The 15,080-nt window shown below is 67.4% G+C and carries 10 protein-coding genes and 2 pseudogenes; 8 read left to right on the top strand and 4 right to left on the bottom strand.

Annotated elements, in window-relative coordinates; all coding sequences use genetic code 11:
• The first annotated feature begins 48 nt into the window (after window positions 1-48).
• A complete protein-coding gene (locus AB0G08_RS12260; RefSeq protein ID WP_358086675.1) occupies window positions 49-831 on the top strand; it encodes an IucA/IucC family C-terminal-domain containing protein in 783 nt (260 codons plus the stop codon).
• A gap of 13 nt (window positions 832-844) precedes the next feature.
• Here AB0G08_RS12260 and AB0G08_RS12265 read toward each other — a convergent pair whose 3' ends face one another.
• On the bottom strand, window positions 845-2,665 hold the full coding sequence (locus AB0G08_RS12265) for a hypothetical protein (RefSeq protein WP_358086544.1): 1,821 nt from the start codon (window positions 2,663-2,665) through the stop codon (window positions 845-847).
• A gap of 212 nt (window positions 2,666-2,877) precedes the next feature.
• Between AB0G08_RS12265 and AB0G08_RS12270 the strand changes: the two genes are divergently transcribed.
• Window positions 2,878-3,588: a class I SAM-dependent methyltransferase gene (locus tag AB0G08_RS12270; RefSeq protein ID WP_358086546.1), complete on the top strand. Its 711-nt coding sequence runs from the start codon at window positions 2,878-2,880 to the stop codon at window positions 3,586-3,588.
• Window positions 3,589-3,703: 115 nt separating this feature from the next.
• On the opposite strand, the gene AB0G08_RS12275 is transcribed toward AB0G08_RS12270, so the two are convergent.
• Both AB0G08_RS12275 and AB0G08_RS12280 read right to left on the bottom strand, forming a co-directional pair.
• Window positions 3,704-4,237, bottom strand: coding sequence for a YbhB/YbcL family Raf kinase inhibitor-like protein (locus AB0G08_RS12275; RefSeq protein ID WP_357874804.1), 534 nt, complete (start codon window positions 4,235-4,237; stop codon window positions 3,704-3,706).
• Between the two features lie 469 nt (window positions 4,238-4,706).
• On the bottom strand, window positions 4,707-4,982 hold the full coding sequence (locus tag AB0G08_RS12280) for a hypothetical protein (RefSeq protein ID WP_358086548.1): 276 nt from the start codon (window positions 4,980-4,982) through the stop codon (window positions 4,707-4,709).
• A 608-nt stretch (window positions 4,983-5,590) separates the two neighbouring features.
• Here AB0G08_RS12280 and AB0G08_RS12285 point away from each other — a divergent pair.
• From AB0G08_RS12285 to AB0G08_RS12305, 5 genes and pseudogenes are all read left to right on the top strand, one after another.
• On the top strand, window positions 5,591-6,325 hold the full coding sequence (locus tag AB0G08_RS12285; RefSeq protein ID WP_358086550.1) for an HAD-IA family hydrolase: 735 nt from the start codon (window positions 5,591-5,593) through the stop codon (window positions 6,323-6,325).
• 160 nt (window positions 6,326-6,485) lie between these two features.
• Window positions 6,486-7,232: pseudogene (locus AB0G08_RS12290) on the top strand (class I SAM-dependent methyltransferase); the annotation flags it as partial.
• Window positions 7,233-7,989: 757 nt separating this feature from the next.
• A complete protein-coding gene (locus AB0G08_RS12295) occupies window positions 7,990-9,849 on the top strand; it encodes a TOPRIM nucleotidyl transferase/hydrolase domain-containing protein (protein ID WP_358086552.1) in 1,860 nt (619 codons plus the stop codon).
• A gap of 786 nt (window positions 9,850-10,635) precedes the next feature.
• Window positions 10,636-11,244 carry a hypothetical protein gene (locus tag AB0G08_RS12300; RefSeq protein ID WP_358086554.1) on the top strand — a complete coding sequence of 203 codons (609 nt, stop codon included), beginning with the start codon at window positions 10,636-10,638 and terminating at the stop codon, window positions 11,242-11,244.
• Window positions 11,210-12,337, top strand: coding sequence for an ImmA/IrrE family metallo-endopeptidase (locus tag AB0G08_RS12305; RefSeq protein WP_358086556.1), 1,128 nt, complete (start codon window positions 11,210-11,212; stop codon window positions 12,335-12,337). The genes AB0G08_RS12300 and AB0G08_RS12305 overlap by 35 nt, the downstream gene beginning before the upstream one ends.
• 73 nt (window positions 12,338-12,410) lie before the next feature.
• On the opposite strand, the pseudogene AB0G08_RS12310 reads toward AB0G08_RS12305, so the two are convergent.
• Window positions 12,411-12,884 (bottom strand): annotated as a pseudogene (locus AB0G08_RS12310) (HAD family phosphatase); the annotation flags it as partial.
• Window positions 12,885-12,887: 3 nt separating this feature from the next.
• On the opposite strand from AB0G08_RS12310, the gene AB0G08_RS12315 reads away from it, so the two are divergent.
• A complete protein-coding gene (locus tag AB0G08_RS12315) occupies window positions 12,888-14,969 on the top strand; it encodes an FtsK/SpoIIIE domain-containing protein (RefSeq protein WP_358086558.1) in 2,082 nt (693 codons plus the stop codon).
• The last annotated feature ends 111 nt before the right edge of the window (window positions 14,970-15,080 follow it).

Consider the following 15,080-nt stretch of genomic DNA (forward strand, 5'->3'; position numbering starts at 1 on the left):
GCCCGCCGACGGCGATGACGGAGCGGGGTGGGTCGAGTGACAGCGGTGCTGCCGGAGCGGGACGTCGCCGCCGCGCCGCTGGCGCCGGTCACCGCCGCCCTGCGCGCGATGTTCGGCACCGACGACGTGCCCGGCCTCGCGCCCGGCCTGCTGGTCCGCGACGAGCTCGGCTGGAGCCCGGCGACCACCCTGGTCGACGGCACCCTCCTGCCGGAGTTCCTGCGCTCGGCCAGCTCGCGCTGGGGCGGCACCCCGCACGCCTGCGCCGCGCTGGCCTGGAAGTCGTACAGCTACTGGACGGCGCTGCCCGTGGCGCTCGGCTGGGCCTCGGCCCGACGGGTGCCGCTGCTCGACCCGGCCGACGTGCTGATCCACTTCGAGGACCACCGACCGCTGCTCACCATGGGCCTGCGCCGCTCGACCACCGTCGCGGTGCTGCCGAGCGACCCGCTGGCGCTCGCCGGGCTGCCCGAGGTGCGGGTCGTCGCGGACGAGGCGGAACTGCTCCAGGCGCTCCGGGCCTCGCTGCTCGACGCCCACCTGGCCCCGATGGTCGCCGCGATCCAGGCCGAGGTCCGGATCGGCGCGCGCACCCTGCTCGGTTCGGTGGCCTCGGGCATCGCCCACGGCATCCTCCGGGCCGCCGACGGCCTGCCCGGCTCGTCGGTCGAGACGATCGAGACGCTGCTCGGCGCGCTCGACCTCGCCGACCTGGTGGAGCTGGTCCCGGGCCCGAACGGCGAGCCGACCGTGCAGCGGCGCACCTGCTGCCTCGCGTTCACCCTCCCCAAGCCCAAGATCTGCCAGGGCTGCTGCGTCCGCCAGGCCTGACCGGCCCCGGCCGTCAGTCGGCGAGCGGGCGGACGTCCCAGAGCCAGACCCCTCCGGTGTACGTGGGGCGGATCCCGGTCAGCTCGGTCATGCCCCGGCGCAGCGCGTCGGCCTGCCGGTGCGGCCCGAGGACGACCGCGCCCGCCCGCCAGTACCGCAGGTCCCCGACCGCGTCGACCCGTGCCTGCGGTGTGATCGGCGGCACCGCGCCGGTCCGCCGGATCTCGGCGAAGAACTCGCTGGTGGGGCGGGGCGGCGCGGAGAACAGGGCGACCCGGTCCCGGCCGGGACGGGTGTCCGGCCCGAGGAAGTAGCCGCGGGCGATGGGCATGTCCAGGCCGGTCCGCGCCGACCAGCGCAGCGGATCGGCGTAGTGGGTGTCGGGCAGCGGCAGGGTCACGATGCTCCGCCCGCCGTCCGCGTACGCCCGCCAGGCGCCCGACGTGACGAAGGCGGGCACGGGGTCCAGCCGGGTGGTGGGCAGCGGGGTCGGCAGGATCGGCAGCAGGGCCATGGCCAGCACCGTGGCGGTGGCGAAGCGGATCTGCGGGCGCGCCCGCGGGTGCCGCGCGGCCAGGGCGCGCACGTGGTCCGCCCCGTAGGCGAGCAGCACCCCGACGATCGGGGTGATCGCCAGGGCCCACCGGGTCGGCACCACCGAGTGCAGGACGGGCAGGCCCTCCAACGCCGCCCACGGGCCGGGTATCCCGGTCCCCCTGCCGCCCAGCTGCACCTCCCGCCCGAGGGAGAGCAGGCCGAAGAGGAGCGCGAGGGCGGCGAGGCCGCGTACGACGACGTGCCGGCGCAGCCACCAGACCAGGGCGACGACGAGCACCACCAGCGGCCAGCCGAAGAAGGCGTTCTCCTCGGTGGGGTTCTTCGCCAGCCCCTGCGCGCTGCGGGCGTCGCCGGCCAGGGACTCGCGCGAGTACGCCACGAACGACGCGAGGTCCGTCGAGTAGCCCCGGATCAGCCGGGACAGGCCGTTGTAGGCGCCCGGGCCGAAGAACTGGACGTAGAGCGGGTACGCGAGCGCCACCAGCGCCACGGCGGCGGCCACCGCCAGGCCCGCGAGGAACGGCCGGGCCCGGCGGCGCAGCTCGGGCCGGCCGAGGGCGAGCGCCCCGACCACCACGCCCAGCCCGATGGCGGTCATCAGCAGCACCTCGAGGTTGATGAAGGCCTGCCAGACGATGACCAGCGCGAGCAGCAACCCGTTGCGCAGCCAGCGCCCCGGCTCGGCGAGCCGCAGGGTGCGCCAGACGATCAGGGGCACCACGTACTGCGAGACGATGTTGGGGTGCGCGTTGGCGTGCGAGATCATCGCCGGGGCGTACGCGCAGAACGCCGCGCCGAGCCAGGCGGGCCCGCGGGCGCCGACCACCACCCGGGACAGCAGCAGGTACCAGGCCGTCGCCGTGGCGATCATGCCCAGGGTGAGAAAGAGCAGAAACGACGCGCGGGTACCGAGCAGGAGCGTGACGGGCGTCATTGGCAGAGATACGGATAATACGGACGTATTTGCCATGAGATTGACGGTCTCCGGCACGTTCATCCGGTCCGACGTGAATGGATCAACAAAATCGGTCACCACGCGCGCGCCGTGCGCCATCATCCACTCGAACTGCGACTGGTCCGTCCGGTTGTCGCGAATCCCGTGCGACGGGCGCAGCCAGAGCCGCGCGGTCACCCAGAAGCCGAGCGCGACGAAGCTCGCCACCGCGGCGACGTCGGTCCACCACCCCTTCCAGGGCCGTACGCCCCGGTCGGGCGCGCCCGCCGACGCACCGGGCCCCGGGTCGCCGGCGGGGAGGCCCGATTCAGGAGTAGTCATGACGATTCGTAGAGTAGTCAGGCTATGACGCCGCCGTGACATGTTTCGGGGTACTGGCGTACCATGTGCCGGGTTCGCCGACCGCCGATCACGTGCCCACCCCCGACCGCATTTCGGCCACCACGGGTGCCCCGATTCTTCTGCCGCCAGTGCGGATGATTCACTCTGTCGGTCCAGGCGCGGGTCGAGTTCATATCGTGAGGAATCGACGCATGGCAGAAATCACTGGGGATCAGCGTGTGCAGTCCGAGGTCCTGGAGGGCCTCGCGACGGCGGTGAACCACCGTCGCTGGTTCGTCGAGCTGGCCCTGCCGTACCTCGGTGACGACCCGATCGAGATCGGCAGCGGGCTCGGCGACTACGCGCTGGAGTGGGCGGAGCACCTGCCCCGCTTCACCGCCACCGAGGCCGACCCGGACCGGCTCGTCTCGCTGAAGGAGCGGCTGGCCGACCAGCCCCGCATCGAGGTCCGGCAGATGCTGCTGCCGCACTCCGACCGGGGCGACTACAGCGCCGCCGTGTCGTACAACGTGCTGGAGCACATCGAGGACCACGTGGGCGCGCTGCGCAGCATGCGCGACCTGGTCCGGCCGGGCGGCAACGTCATCATCATCGTGCCGGCGTTCCAGTTCGCGATGAGCCCGGCGGACATCGCCACCGGCCACGTACGCCGCTACACGAAGAAGACCCTGGGCGCCGCGATGACCGACGCGGGCCTGACGGTGGAGAAGATCCACTACGCGAACGCGCTCGGCCTGATCGGCTACTTCATGGCGACCAAGGTCTTCCGGCTGATGCCGAAGGAGGGCCCGATGGTCAAGGTCTACGACACCCTCGTGCTTCCCGCCACCAAGGCGGCGGAACAGCGCGTCCTCCCCCCGTTCGGCCAGTCGGTCTTCGCGGTGGCGCGCGTCCCCTCCTGACCCTTTCGGCCCGTCCCATCCGCGATCTTGCACTCTCGGCCCCCGCGCCGCGGCGGTCACCGCTTCCGCCGGGGCGACAAGTGCAAGATCGCGGAGAGGCCGGACCGGTTCCGAGTTACTCCTTGACCTGGTAGGTCGGGCGGATCACGGCCCGGGCCAGGGTGTGGAAGGCCAGGTTGAAGCCGACGTAGGCGGGGGTGGCGTCGGGGGTCACGTCGAGGCCCTCCACGTCCAGGGCGTGCACCGCGAAGACGTAGCGGTGCGGCCGGTCGCCGGCCGGTGGGGCGGCGCCGCCGTAGCCCTGGTCGCCGTAGTCGTTGCGGACCGTGAAGGCGCCGCCGAGGTCGTCCCCGGCCGCGCCGCGCGGCAGCCGCGTCACGTCGGCCGGCACGTTGACCAGCACCCAGTGCCAGAACCCGCTGCCCGTCGGCGCGTCCGGGTCGAAGCAGGTCACCACGAAACCCTTGGTCTCGGCCGGGAAGCCGGACCAGGCGAGCTGCGGCGAGACGTTGCCGCCCCCGACGCTGCCGTGGGCGTACGCGGCGTCCATCGGCTCGCCGTTCTGCACGTCCTCGCTGGTCAGGGTGAACGACGGAACGGTCGGCAGCAGCTCGTACGGGTCCGGGGCGATCGGTCGTTCCAGGGTCATCGGGTCGGTCCTTCCGGTGAGCGGTTGTCCTCCGCCCCTTCTTACCCCCTCGACGCCCGCGAACGAACCGGGAACGCCCGGTGTCCGGTCCCGACCGCCGCGCCCCGGCCGAGGCCCTCGACGACCCGGTCGGCGGCTACCTCAGCGGCGTCCGGGGCTCGGACCGCGGGCGAGTCAGGCCCGCCTCGTCCCGGTCGCCACTCGGGCCAGCCATCGCGTACAGCCCGGCGAGACGTACGGCTGCCTTCTCCGATCCAAGCTGCTCGGACGCCTTGGCAAGCCGCTCATTGAACAGGCGCACGCCGTTGCGCGCAGCCCCCTGACCGGCGTTGCGCGGGTCAGGGGGCGTTCTACTGCTCGCGGGCGGAGAATGTGGGATTCGAACCACTCGCTCAATCGTCGCCTAGGCCATGGGACAAAGCGACTCGACCTCGTCGTCCCTGACCGAACTCACGCCACCTGGCCAGGGTCAGTAGCAGGGCGAGATGGAGTAGACCGGGTCCCAGTCGGCGGAACCCGAGGACGGGCTCTTCGCGAGGACCCGGATCGGAATGCCTGAGGAGCCGAGGAGGTACGGGTTAGGAGCGCTGCTGGTCTGGTTGTTCCGCCAGTAGCCCGTACCCGTCCAGTTGTACAGGTCGTAGATCTGGCAGTCGTAGAGGAAGAAGACCTTCCAGACGAAGCCGGCCCAGACCTGCGCACAGAAGTAGCCATAGGGACAGGTGTAGGTGTCCCCCGGCGCCACGCCCAGAGTGCTGACGGATGGCGAGATCGTGGGAGTCGCGGCGACGCCCATGTCGCTGGGCGCCGGAGGCGCGGTTACGAGAATGCCGCCCGCGTCGCGGCTCGGGGGAGCGGCCACCCGGACCGATTCGGCGGTGACGGATGCGGGTCTGGTGGCTGCGGATGCTGTGGCGGGGACGCCGGTGGCCGCGACCACGAGTGCCGCGGCGACGATCAGCGCTGACGCAAATCGCTTCATGAGTAGTCCTCCCGTGATGGCATGAACTGCCCCTACTACCCGAGCAGTATTCTGCATCCGGACGATCATGTCGAGCGACGTCAATACGTTTGATTGCATCGGCACCTGGGGCACCGCCGTGCGACACGTTCCCCTATGGGACGGGAGTCGACCAAGGCGCAGCCCGTCCTGGAACGCGACATGACGGACTTCGGCGACGCCATGATCCCGCAACGGCTGAGGACCGGCCGTACGCGGGACGCCGAACTGCCATCGCTTCCGGCCGAGTGGTCGGTGATGCCCTGGGTCCGGCTACGGGGAAATCCATGGACCATGACCCGCGATACCGTGAGCGTCGTGCGGACAGCGGTCGACTTCCAGAGAGTCGTGTGATGACGATGCGGGTGAAAGCCGTCCTGCTGGACCTAGACGGCACTCTGCTGGACCACAAGGGTGCCGCGGAGAAGGCATTCCTCGCCGCCTGCCTGCAATGGCTTCCCGACCTCGACGAGGAGGCGCGGTACGAGGCTCACACAGAGTGGCAGCGGCTTGAGGCCATCCACATGCGGGCGTACTTGGACAGAACAATGACCTTCCAGGAACAACGGCGGGCCAGGCTCCGCGGTGTGCTGTCCGCCTGTGGACGAGACACCGGAGCCGTGAGCGACGACCAAGCCGATGACCTCTTCACGATCTACCTGCGCCACTACGAGAATTCCTGGGCAGCGTATGGCGACGTCCCCGAGGTGATGCGTTTCCTCGGCGGGGCACCCGCCGGTGTGGCGGTGTTGAGCAACGGCGATCGCGCGCAGCAGGAAGCTAAACTGGCCTCGCTCCGTCTCCCCTCGACGCCACCGCTGTTCACGCCCTCCGACGTCGGTGCTTCGAAGCCAAATCCCACAAGCTTCCTCGGCGCCTGCGAGCGGATGGGCTGGGAACCCTCCGAGGTTCTGTACGTCGGTGACGATCTTCAGGGCGATGCCTTGGCCGCCGCCGCCGCGGGATTACGGGGATGCTGGCTGGACCGGCAGCAGACGTACGGGGCCGCGGCGCCCGAGGGCATCCTTCGCGTACACAGCCTGTTCGACCTTGCGACGGCCGACCTCTTCGACCGGAGCACGGCCTAGCCGTGCTGTCCGGGGACGTGGCGAAGCAGTACCCGAAGTCGAGATGAAAGCGCTCCGGGCTGACGCGAGCCGCAATCGAAAACGTGACCTACTCTCCGGGGCAGCGACGCCAGGCCCCGTGCGCGGGCGTGGGGCTGGTGAGACCCAGGGAGGCGGCGACATGTCCGGTACGCAGTTGTACGACACCATCGGAGCCACTTACACCGTGACGCGGCGCACCGAGCCGCGGATCGCCGCACGGGTCTGGGCTGCGCTCGGCGACGCGCGGACGGTGTTGAACGTCGGGGCTGGCACCGGCTCCTACGAGCCCGCCGACCGTGAGGTCACCGCGGTGGAACCGTCGGCGCTCATGCGTGCGCAGCGCCCCGCGGGCGCGGCGCCGTGCGTGGCCGCCACCGCGGAGAGCCTCCCGTTCGAGGACCGGTCCTTCGACGCGGCGATGGCCTTCGCCAGCATCCATCACTGGCAGGACCCGATCGCGGGCCTGCGCGAGATGCGGCGCGTCGCTCGCCGGGTGGTGGTGTTCACGCACGACACCAGTGATGCCGGATGGCTTCGTCGGTTCTGGCTCACCCGCGACTACCTTCCCGAGGCCGCGGACCTCGTTGTCGGCCGGCCTTCGCTGACCGAGCTGGCCGGCGCGATCGGAGCCCGCGTGGAGCCGGTGCCGATCCCGTGGGACTGCGTCGACGGCTTCTTCGAGGCCCACTGGCGCCGGCCGGAGGCGTACCTGGACGAGGGCGTCCGTCGCGGGGTGTCGGTCTGGGCCAGAGTCGGGCCGGACGCCGAGCAGCGGGCGGTGCACAGCCTCCGCGACGACCTCGCCTCGGGTCGGTGGGCGGAACGCAACCGCGACCTCGTCGGTCTGGAGGCGGCGGAGCTCGGCCTTCGCCTGCTCATCGCCTGACCCGGACCCCACACCGACCGCCCCTCCGACCGGCGTTCGCGCTGGTCTGATGGCGGTTTGCTGTGTGGGAGAGCGGAGGGTGTGGGATTCGAACCCACGAAGGACATCGCTGCCCTTACCGGTTTTCAAGACCACGAAGCTCACGCGGCTGACCTGCTGATATGCGAGCCATCGCCCCCTCTGCGACACGGACGCGACATGAGCCTGGGCGACATGGGAGCCGCTGGAATGCGGGGTGCCTCGGTCATAAAAATGTGACCCACACGCCTTCCAAGTCTGTCGTCTCGCGATCGCCGAGCCCCGCGGCCGTACGAGGCAGCGACGCCGGCGCAGGACCAAACGTCACCGATCACCTTGGACGTGGCCGAACGAGACGACAACTGAGACGGCCCAAGACCGACCTCCGGGCAGGTATGGCGGTCGCTGACAAATGCGGCCTGCGCCCACGGATCGTGGTGAAGGCGACCGCAACTGAGATGCCCTGCCACCACCTCGCCGCCCTGCGGATTTCCCCTCGCATCACGTAGGGCAGCGCTGCGGCGCGTCGCAACGCCGGGGCCCCTGAGGCCGCTACGCTGTCTCCCCCCGAACGGGTCACTATGTCCTCTAGCGCCCGGGTGGTAGAGGCAGACAGCGAGAGGCCCTAGAGTCGGGATGCCTGTGTAGACAGACGGCATCTGGGCCGTTGCGCTCGACCCGGGCAAGGGTCAAGTTCACGGCCAGCGGCTAATCGATGGTGGGATCCGAGGAGGTGCGGATGCGACTCGCATCCATGACCGTGCGTGGCTTCCGCAGCCTGGGCGATGTTGGCCCCATTCCTATCCGGCGCCCCACCATCCTTGCCGGGCATAACGACAGTGGGAAGACGGCATGCCTCGATGCGCTCGCATTCCTGCTAGGCGTACGGCAAGTCACCGACGAAGATCGGACGTTTGCGAGCATTTCGGCTGGACCTGGCGACCCGCTCTTGAACCCCGAGTCCGGTGAGGACCGAGAAGCGCGGGTGAGCAGCACGTCCGTCGAGGGATTCTTCTTGTTGACAAGCGAAGAACAGTCCTCCCTTGGTCTTTCCAATGAAGTCCGCATCCGTCGCACGGCCGATTCAGCGGGGCTTACCGCACTTGAAATCGAGGCAACTGTACCTGCGGATCCAAATCTTCGCGATCTCGACAGGAAAAATGTCGCGCAATTGAAGCAGTTGGCCGCAGAGCACAGCATCCCGATTCGCTCCAACGCGTTAAAACCTGAGATCCACGCGGCTGTAGCCGATTACGCTTCTTCTCAACCGCAGGTCGTCGCATGGGCGAACGCCTCGGCGGAAGTCGTTGCTGCTATGCCAAGACTTCTGCGTTTCGGTGACGCCACCTCGGCCGAGCTGGCCGTGAAAGCGGCACTGGCGAACAGTTACAAGTCACACCTTGACGATGAGGATCTTCGCGGCCGAGTTCAGGAACTAGAGGATGAACTGAGAAGTCGTGTTCGCGCAGACGCAGTGGGGCTTGTAAACCACATCCAGGCTCGATGTCCGGACCTAGTAGTTGTAGAGGTTGACCCAGACATCTCCTTCAACCACGGTTTACGGGCAACTCGCTTGAGGCTGGCCAAGGTAGACGGAGAAGAGGTAAGCATCGCATCCTCTGGTGCTGGCCGTGCGCGCCGCATCAGCCTTGCAATCTGGGAATGGACCAGCGACGTTCTTCGTGGCCGGGTACTTGCGAGCAATGATGGACCGCCGACGATCCCGGACATCGTGATTGCATACGATGAGCCGGATACTCACCTCGACTACTTGCAGCAGCGCCGAGTGATGAAGCTGATTCGGGAGCAATGCCAACTTGCTGGCGTCGGGATGGTGGTCGCAACTCACTCTATGAACTTGATCGACGGCGCTGCGGTAGATGACATCATTCATCTGAAGTTGGTCGACGAACGCACCACCATGGAGCGGCTGCTCGACGAATCCGACGACGAGAAGAACAACCACCATCTCGCAGATATCGCGGCGGCGCTTGGCCTCCGGAACACGGTGCTATTGCATGAGCGGTGTTTCGTCGGGGTGGAAGGTCCGAGTGAACAGCAGGCAATGCCGATTCTCTTTCGCCTCGCGACCGGCCGATCTCTTCAATCGGCTGGTATCGTGATCGTCGGTTGCAACAATAACGACGGGGCGTTGCTATTCGCCGGCCACCTCGCGAAGAATGGCCGCCAGGTAGCTCTCGTAGTCGACGCAGATAGCCGCAAGACGAAGTATTTTTCAGACGCTAGGCTGGTGGCGGCTGGACTTGACCCTAAGAAACATCTGCATTTGATCGGCGAGCCTGACAAAGAACTGGAATTCGTCTTCACCGACGAGCAGTGGGCTAGCGTTGCCAACGCCGCCTGGCCTCGGAATGACGGTGAGTCCTGGTCTGCGGGCGATGTAGAGGGCCTGCGGAGCAAGAAAAAATTCTCCGACGAACTCTTGACCATGTTTAAGGAAGGAAGCGAAGAAGGACCGAGCAGGAAGACTGCAATGGTGTATGAGTTGGTTTCGCGACTCAAGAGCCGCGAGGAGATCCCTCAGGAGATTCTGTCGATCTTTTCGGACCTAGAGGACCTGGCGGCGCTGGATAGTTGAGCTGAGGCTCGGGAACGCCTACTTAGCATCCGAGCCCTGCGCTGTGCTGACGTTGGAACCTCCCAAGCGTGCCACTGCTTGGACGGTGCCCAACGGCGGGCATGCTCACGCTCAGGAACGCCACACCAACGGCAAGCGTTAGGGACTGGGGCTTCGGTATGCCGGACACGGATCGCGGGGGACATGCTTCTACCTCCCTTAACCGCCTGTGTCAACCATGACACGACCCTCTGACATTTTCTAGAGCCGCCTCACATGCCCTGCCCACAGCGTAGCCCGATTTGCGCCCTTAGGTAGCTTTAAAGCGTCTTGCCCGCTCTACCAATATGCGAACGGGCAAGCGCCGGTGGTGCAGTTGCATGTGCGCCGCACTGTGAACCGAGGCAAAGCCCCCCGTTACCCACAGGCACAGCCGCAGGCGCGGCTCTTGCCTAGCCGAGCTACCTTGAGCGCGGTCGAACGAGACGACAACTGAGGCGGAAGCGGGCGTGTCCGTCGTCCCATCGGACCGCCGTCGCCGGGCCAGCAGCAGAGGCGGGCATCTCCTCATGAGAGCAGGAACGAACCCGGACCTAACCTCTCTCAATGGACATCCTTCCCATGGCTTGTTGCTACGACACGCCGCACTCCTTCCTCTTTTCTCGCCTCAGGTGAGGTACGGTATGAGGAAGTTGATCAGATGGAGGCGTGATGTCACTCCACCCCTCAGCAGGGCATCCCCCTGCGAGCGGCCCCAGCCGCTGCAAGATAGTGCCCCCCTCTCAAGCTGATGCTCGGCTGCGGGAGTTGGGCCTAACTGTCGAGCAGATTCATCGCAGCATCAAGAACGGCGATGATGCGCGGCAGCGCGTTAGATCCAATTACTACCCTCGGAATTTCGCCGGCGTCACAATGTGGGGTGAAACGCTTGCCGGACTGCGTCGGGAGTTGGTCAAGACCCGTCAGGGCTGGCAGATCGGCTACACCGGTAATTATGAGACGGTGTATTCCGAAGAGCGACGCCTAGCCTTCGCTGTCGTTGCCGCCGACCGCTACACCGGCAAGGACGAGACGCGCCATCCCAAGCTGAAGCGGAAACGCGGACCAAAGACCAAGCAAAGAATCGACCGTAACGTCATCATGGGCCAGTTGGCTCTAGATCTTGAAATCCCTGAGTTTGCTGCGACGCTTCCCCCGGACGAAGCGTGTCAAACCTGGTTCCTGCTCGTTCATCCTACTGATGACGAGATAAGGATTGAGGTCTCGCTGGCAACCGAGGTCGACGATGATGGGTTTGTCGGCAGTTGGATTGAGCGAATTCTCATGGAACCAGTTGCGATCTCTGGGGCTATCGCGCCCGTGCAGCCAGACGAGGACGATGATGACGGCGACACTTTGGTCACTCGACCAGCATGAAGGGAAACCATTCAACCCAACTCGTCTGGCTGCCGCTCGGGAACGGAGGGGGCTAACAAAGCAGGCCTTTGCTGAACTATGTGCAGTAAGCCGAAGGGCTGTTACCGCGTGGGAGTCAGGCGATGTGGATCATCCCCCAGTGGGCCTGATCTCGAAGGTGCTCGACTTCCCGGAGCAGTTCTTCTTTGCCGACGACATCCCAGAAGTGCCGGAACACTGGGTTAGCTTCCGTGCGCTCTCCTCGATGACTTCTCGCCAGGTTCACCGCATCTTGGCGGTCAGTTCCTTGGCTGTCGAGTTTGGTCATTGGATCGATGCCCGATACGGAACACCTGCGCCGGACTTACCTGATCTGGGGGAAACCCCGGGCTTAGTCCCTACCCTGGCAGCGGAAGACGTCAGGTCAACGTGGGGAATTCATGAACGGCCAGTGAAAAATATGCTCGCACTCCTTGAGAAGAGAGGGGTGCGAGTATTTTCACTTCCAATGAACGACAGGGAGATTGACGCATTCTCCTTTACGAGAGAGGGTCGCCCGTTTGTATTCATTAATACAACGAAGAGCGCCGAACGCATGCGCTTTGACCTAGCTCACGAGCTGGGTCACCTTGTGTTGCATCCACATGAGAATAAGAGCCGCTCGCGGCAGTTGGAGCAAGAAGCTAACGACTTTGCCTCCAGCTTCCTCGTTCCGGCTGATGCACTGTACTCCCAGATCAGGGGAACTCCCCGCCTTGAGGATGTCTTCACTCTCAAGAAGTATTGGAAAGTCTCGGCGCTCGCAATGGTCGAAAGACTGTTTCAGCTCCAACTCATTAGCGAATGGACCAGACGGCAATGGCTGGTCGCCCTATCGCAGCGCGGATACCGCACGTCCGAGCCCGACGGCATGCATCCGGAGAAGTCGATGCTGCTTGAGCAGTTGTTTCGCGCGGCGCGTGAAGACGGCTGGACATTGCGGCGGATCGCGGAAGAGTTGTGCGTGTATGAACGAACGCTAGACGAGCTAGTTTTCGGCCTCGCGGTCGCGCCAATCTCCGGTCAAGGCCAGTTGACTCCTCCGATCAAGGGTCACCTACGGCGCGTAAAATAGGCGTTGAGGGCTCGTCCTCGGGCGAGCCCTCAACGCTGAGTAGGCTGAGTCGCCGCGGCCGGAGGCCCGCTCCTCAGCTACCAGACCGCTCGACGAGAGCACCTGCGATGGCTCCCATGCTGGTGACGACCACGTCCGCGCCAGCGGCCCAGAACGCCTTGACCTTGGGTGGCCGATTCGCGTAGCCGATCACCCGCGCCCCGGCGGCCCGCGCCCCCTCGATGTCCGACAGCGAATCGCCGACGAGGACACAGCGGTCCGGCTCTTCGCCGAGCGCTCTCACGGCTTGCAGGATCGGTTCCGGGTTGGGCTTCATGCGTGCTGGCTCAACGTACGCCCGGCCAACCACTGGGGAGACGTGTGCGGCCAGCCGGTGCGCTGTCAGGTAGGCGGTCACTGCGCCGGCCGAGTTGTTGCTAACCACTGCGACCGGCATCCCGGCCTGCCGCGCGGCCACTATGACCTCCCGCCCGTACGGCGTTGGCCTGGCAGTCTCGACGGCACGGCGCTCCGCCGCGCAGAGCGCATCCTCCACTGCTCGCGTGATGCCATGGTCACCGGGATCGTGGATCTGGCGCAGCGGCGCGCGGACCGGGCCGCCGCCGCGCAGGGCCTTGCCGCCGCCGACGCGGCCGACGCCGAAACCGTCACCCCGGAGCCGGCCACCCTCGGTGGGCCGGTGGACCCGCCGGAGCGCCGCCCCGATCTGGCCGAGCTGTTGGACCGGCGGTCCGGGCCGGTGCTGCCGCTGTGGTTGACCGACCGCTACCAGCGCCGCGAGATGCTGCGCCGCGCGGTCGGCGCGGCCGGTTACCACGCTGGCACGCACGTGGTGCTCTCGCCGGTCTACCTGGGCAAGGTCGCCTGGTACGCGCCGAAGGGCGCGGCGCGGCTGGCCTCGCGGGTGCTCGGGTGGACCAGCGCCGAGACGGGGAATTGGCACCTGCGGCAGGACGCGGCGAACCGCAACGACCCGAAGACGTGGCTGGACCTGGACCGGCACCGGATGCGGCAGGCGTCGTGGCGGTGGTGGGTCACCGGCGCGGGCACCCTGGCCACCGGTGCCGGCGGTGTGGTGCTCGCCTCGGACATCACGCCGTGGTGGGTGCATGCCCCGATCCTGGCCGCTGGCCTGGTCGGGCTGGCCCGCTACGGGCGGCCCCTCGATAAGCCGATCCTGGCCCGCACCGTGGTCCGCCCGGCGTACCGGAAGCTCACCGCGGAGTTGACCCGCAAGGGCATCATGGCCACCGGCCTGGTCAAGCGGCCGGAGGACATCGTGTTCCCGGCCGGGGTGGGCGAGATCCGCCGCGACGGCCCCGGCTACCTCGCGATCGTGGACCTGCCCGACGGCGTGATCGCCGTGGACGTGGTGGAGAAGCGCGACCAGTTGGCCGGTGGGCTGCGCCTGCCGATGGATCAGGTGTGGCCGGAGGTCATGCCCCGGGAGCACCCGTCACGGCTGGCCCTGTGGGTGGCCGACCGGCCCGTGTCGGCGATGAAGCAGCCCCCGTGGCCGCTGCTGCGCGGCGGGCAGACGGACTACTTCAAGCCGTTCGTGTACGGGTTCGACCCCCGCATGCGACCGGTGGAGTACCGGATGGACGAGCGCAACAGCCTGTTCGCCGGCTTCCCCGGCTCCGGCAAGAGCCTGTCGGCGCGGGTGGTCATGGCCGGCATGGCGCTGGACCCGCTGGTGCAGTTCGCGGTGTTCGACCTGGCCGGGCGCGGTGACTTCGACGCGTTCGAACCGCTGTGCGCGACCGAGCTGTTCGGCTCCGGCGCCGACGAGGCAACCAAGGCCAACGCCTACCGGATGCTGATGTGGCTGCTCAAGGAGTGCGACGTGCGCGGCCCGCGCATCAAGCACTACGCCACGCAGGGCATGAACAGCGAGAACAAGCTCAACCGGGCCATCGCCGCCAAGGACGCCCGGCTGCGGCCGATCGTCGCCGCGATCGACGAGGTGCAGGAACTCATCACCGACCCGGAGATCGGCAAGTCCGCCACCGCCGCGATGACCAGCATCATCAAGCGCGGCCGGGCGCTGGGCATCCACCTGGTGCTGATGACGCAGCGCATCGACGCGCAGTCGCTGCCCAAGGGCGTCACGTCCAACGTCGCGCTGCGCACGTGCCTGGCCGTGCCGTCGCACGTCGAAACCGACCTGGCGTTGGGCACCGGGGCGTACCGCCAAGGTGCCCGGCCGACGCAGTTCGAGATCGGCGTGGACGCCGGATGGGGCGTGCGGGTCGGCTACGGGCCGATGACCTCCGTGCGCGCCGCGTACCTCGACCGGGCGGCGGTGGAGAAGATCTGCGCCCGCGGCGTGGCGCTGCGCGGCGGGATCACCGGCCCGGCCGACCTGCCCGCCGCCCGAGATGTGCTGGACGACCTCCGGGCGGTGTGGGTGCCAGCCGAGCGCGGCCAGCACTGGGACACCCTCGCCGGACGGCTGGCCGACCGGTTCCCCGAGGCGTACTCCGCGCTCACCCCGGAAGCCCTGTCCGCGCTCGTGCGCGGCAAGGGCGTCGAGTCACGCAACGTGAAGTCCGGCGGTGCGACCCGCAAGGGCGCGTACCTCGCCGACATCACCGCCGCCGCCGAACAACGCGACGGCGACGCCGGCTGACAGCCGGTAGCGCGGCGGGTAGCGGACCGAACAGGGGTAGCGGCACCGCTACCCGACCCGCTACCCGCCCTACCAGCACCGATCTTCACCGGTAGCGGTAGCGGCCCCTGC

The organism is Micromonospora sp. NPDC023644 (genome assembly GCF_040640115.1).
Taxonomy (GTDB): Bacteria; Actinomycetota; Actinomycetes; order Mycobacteriales; family Micromonosporaceae; genus Micromonospora.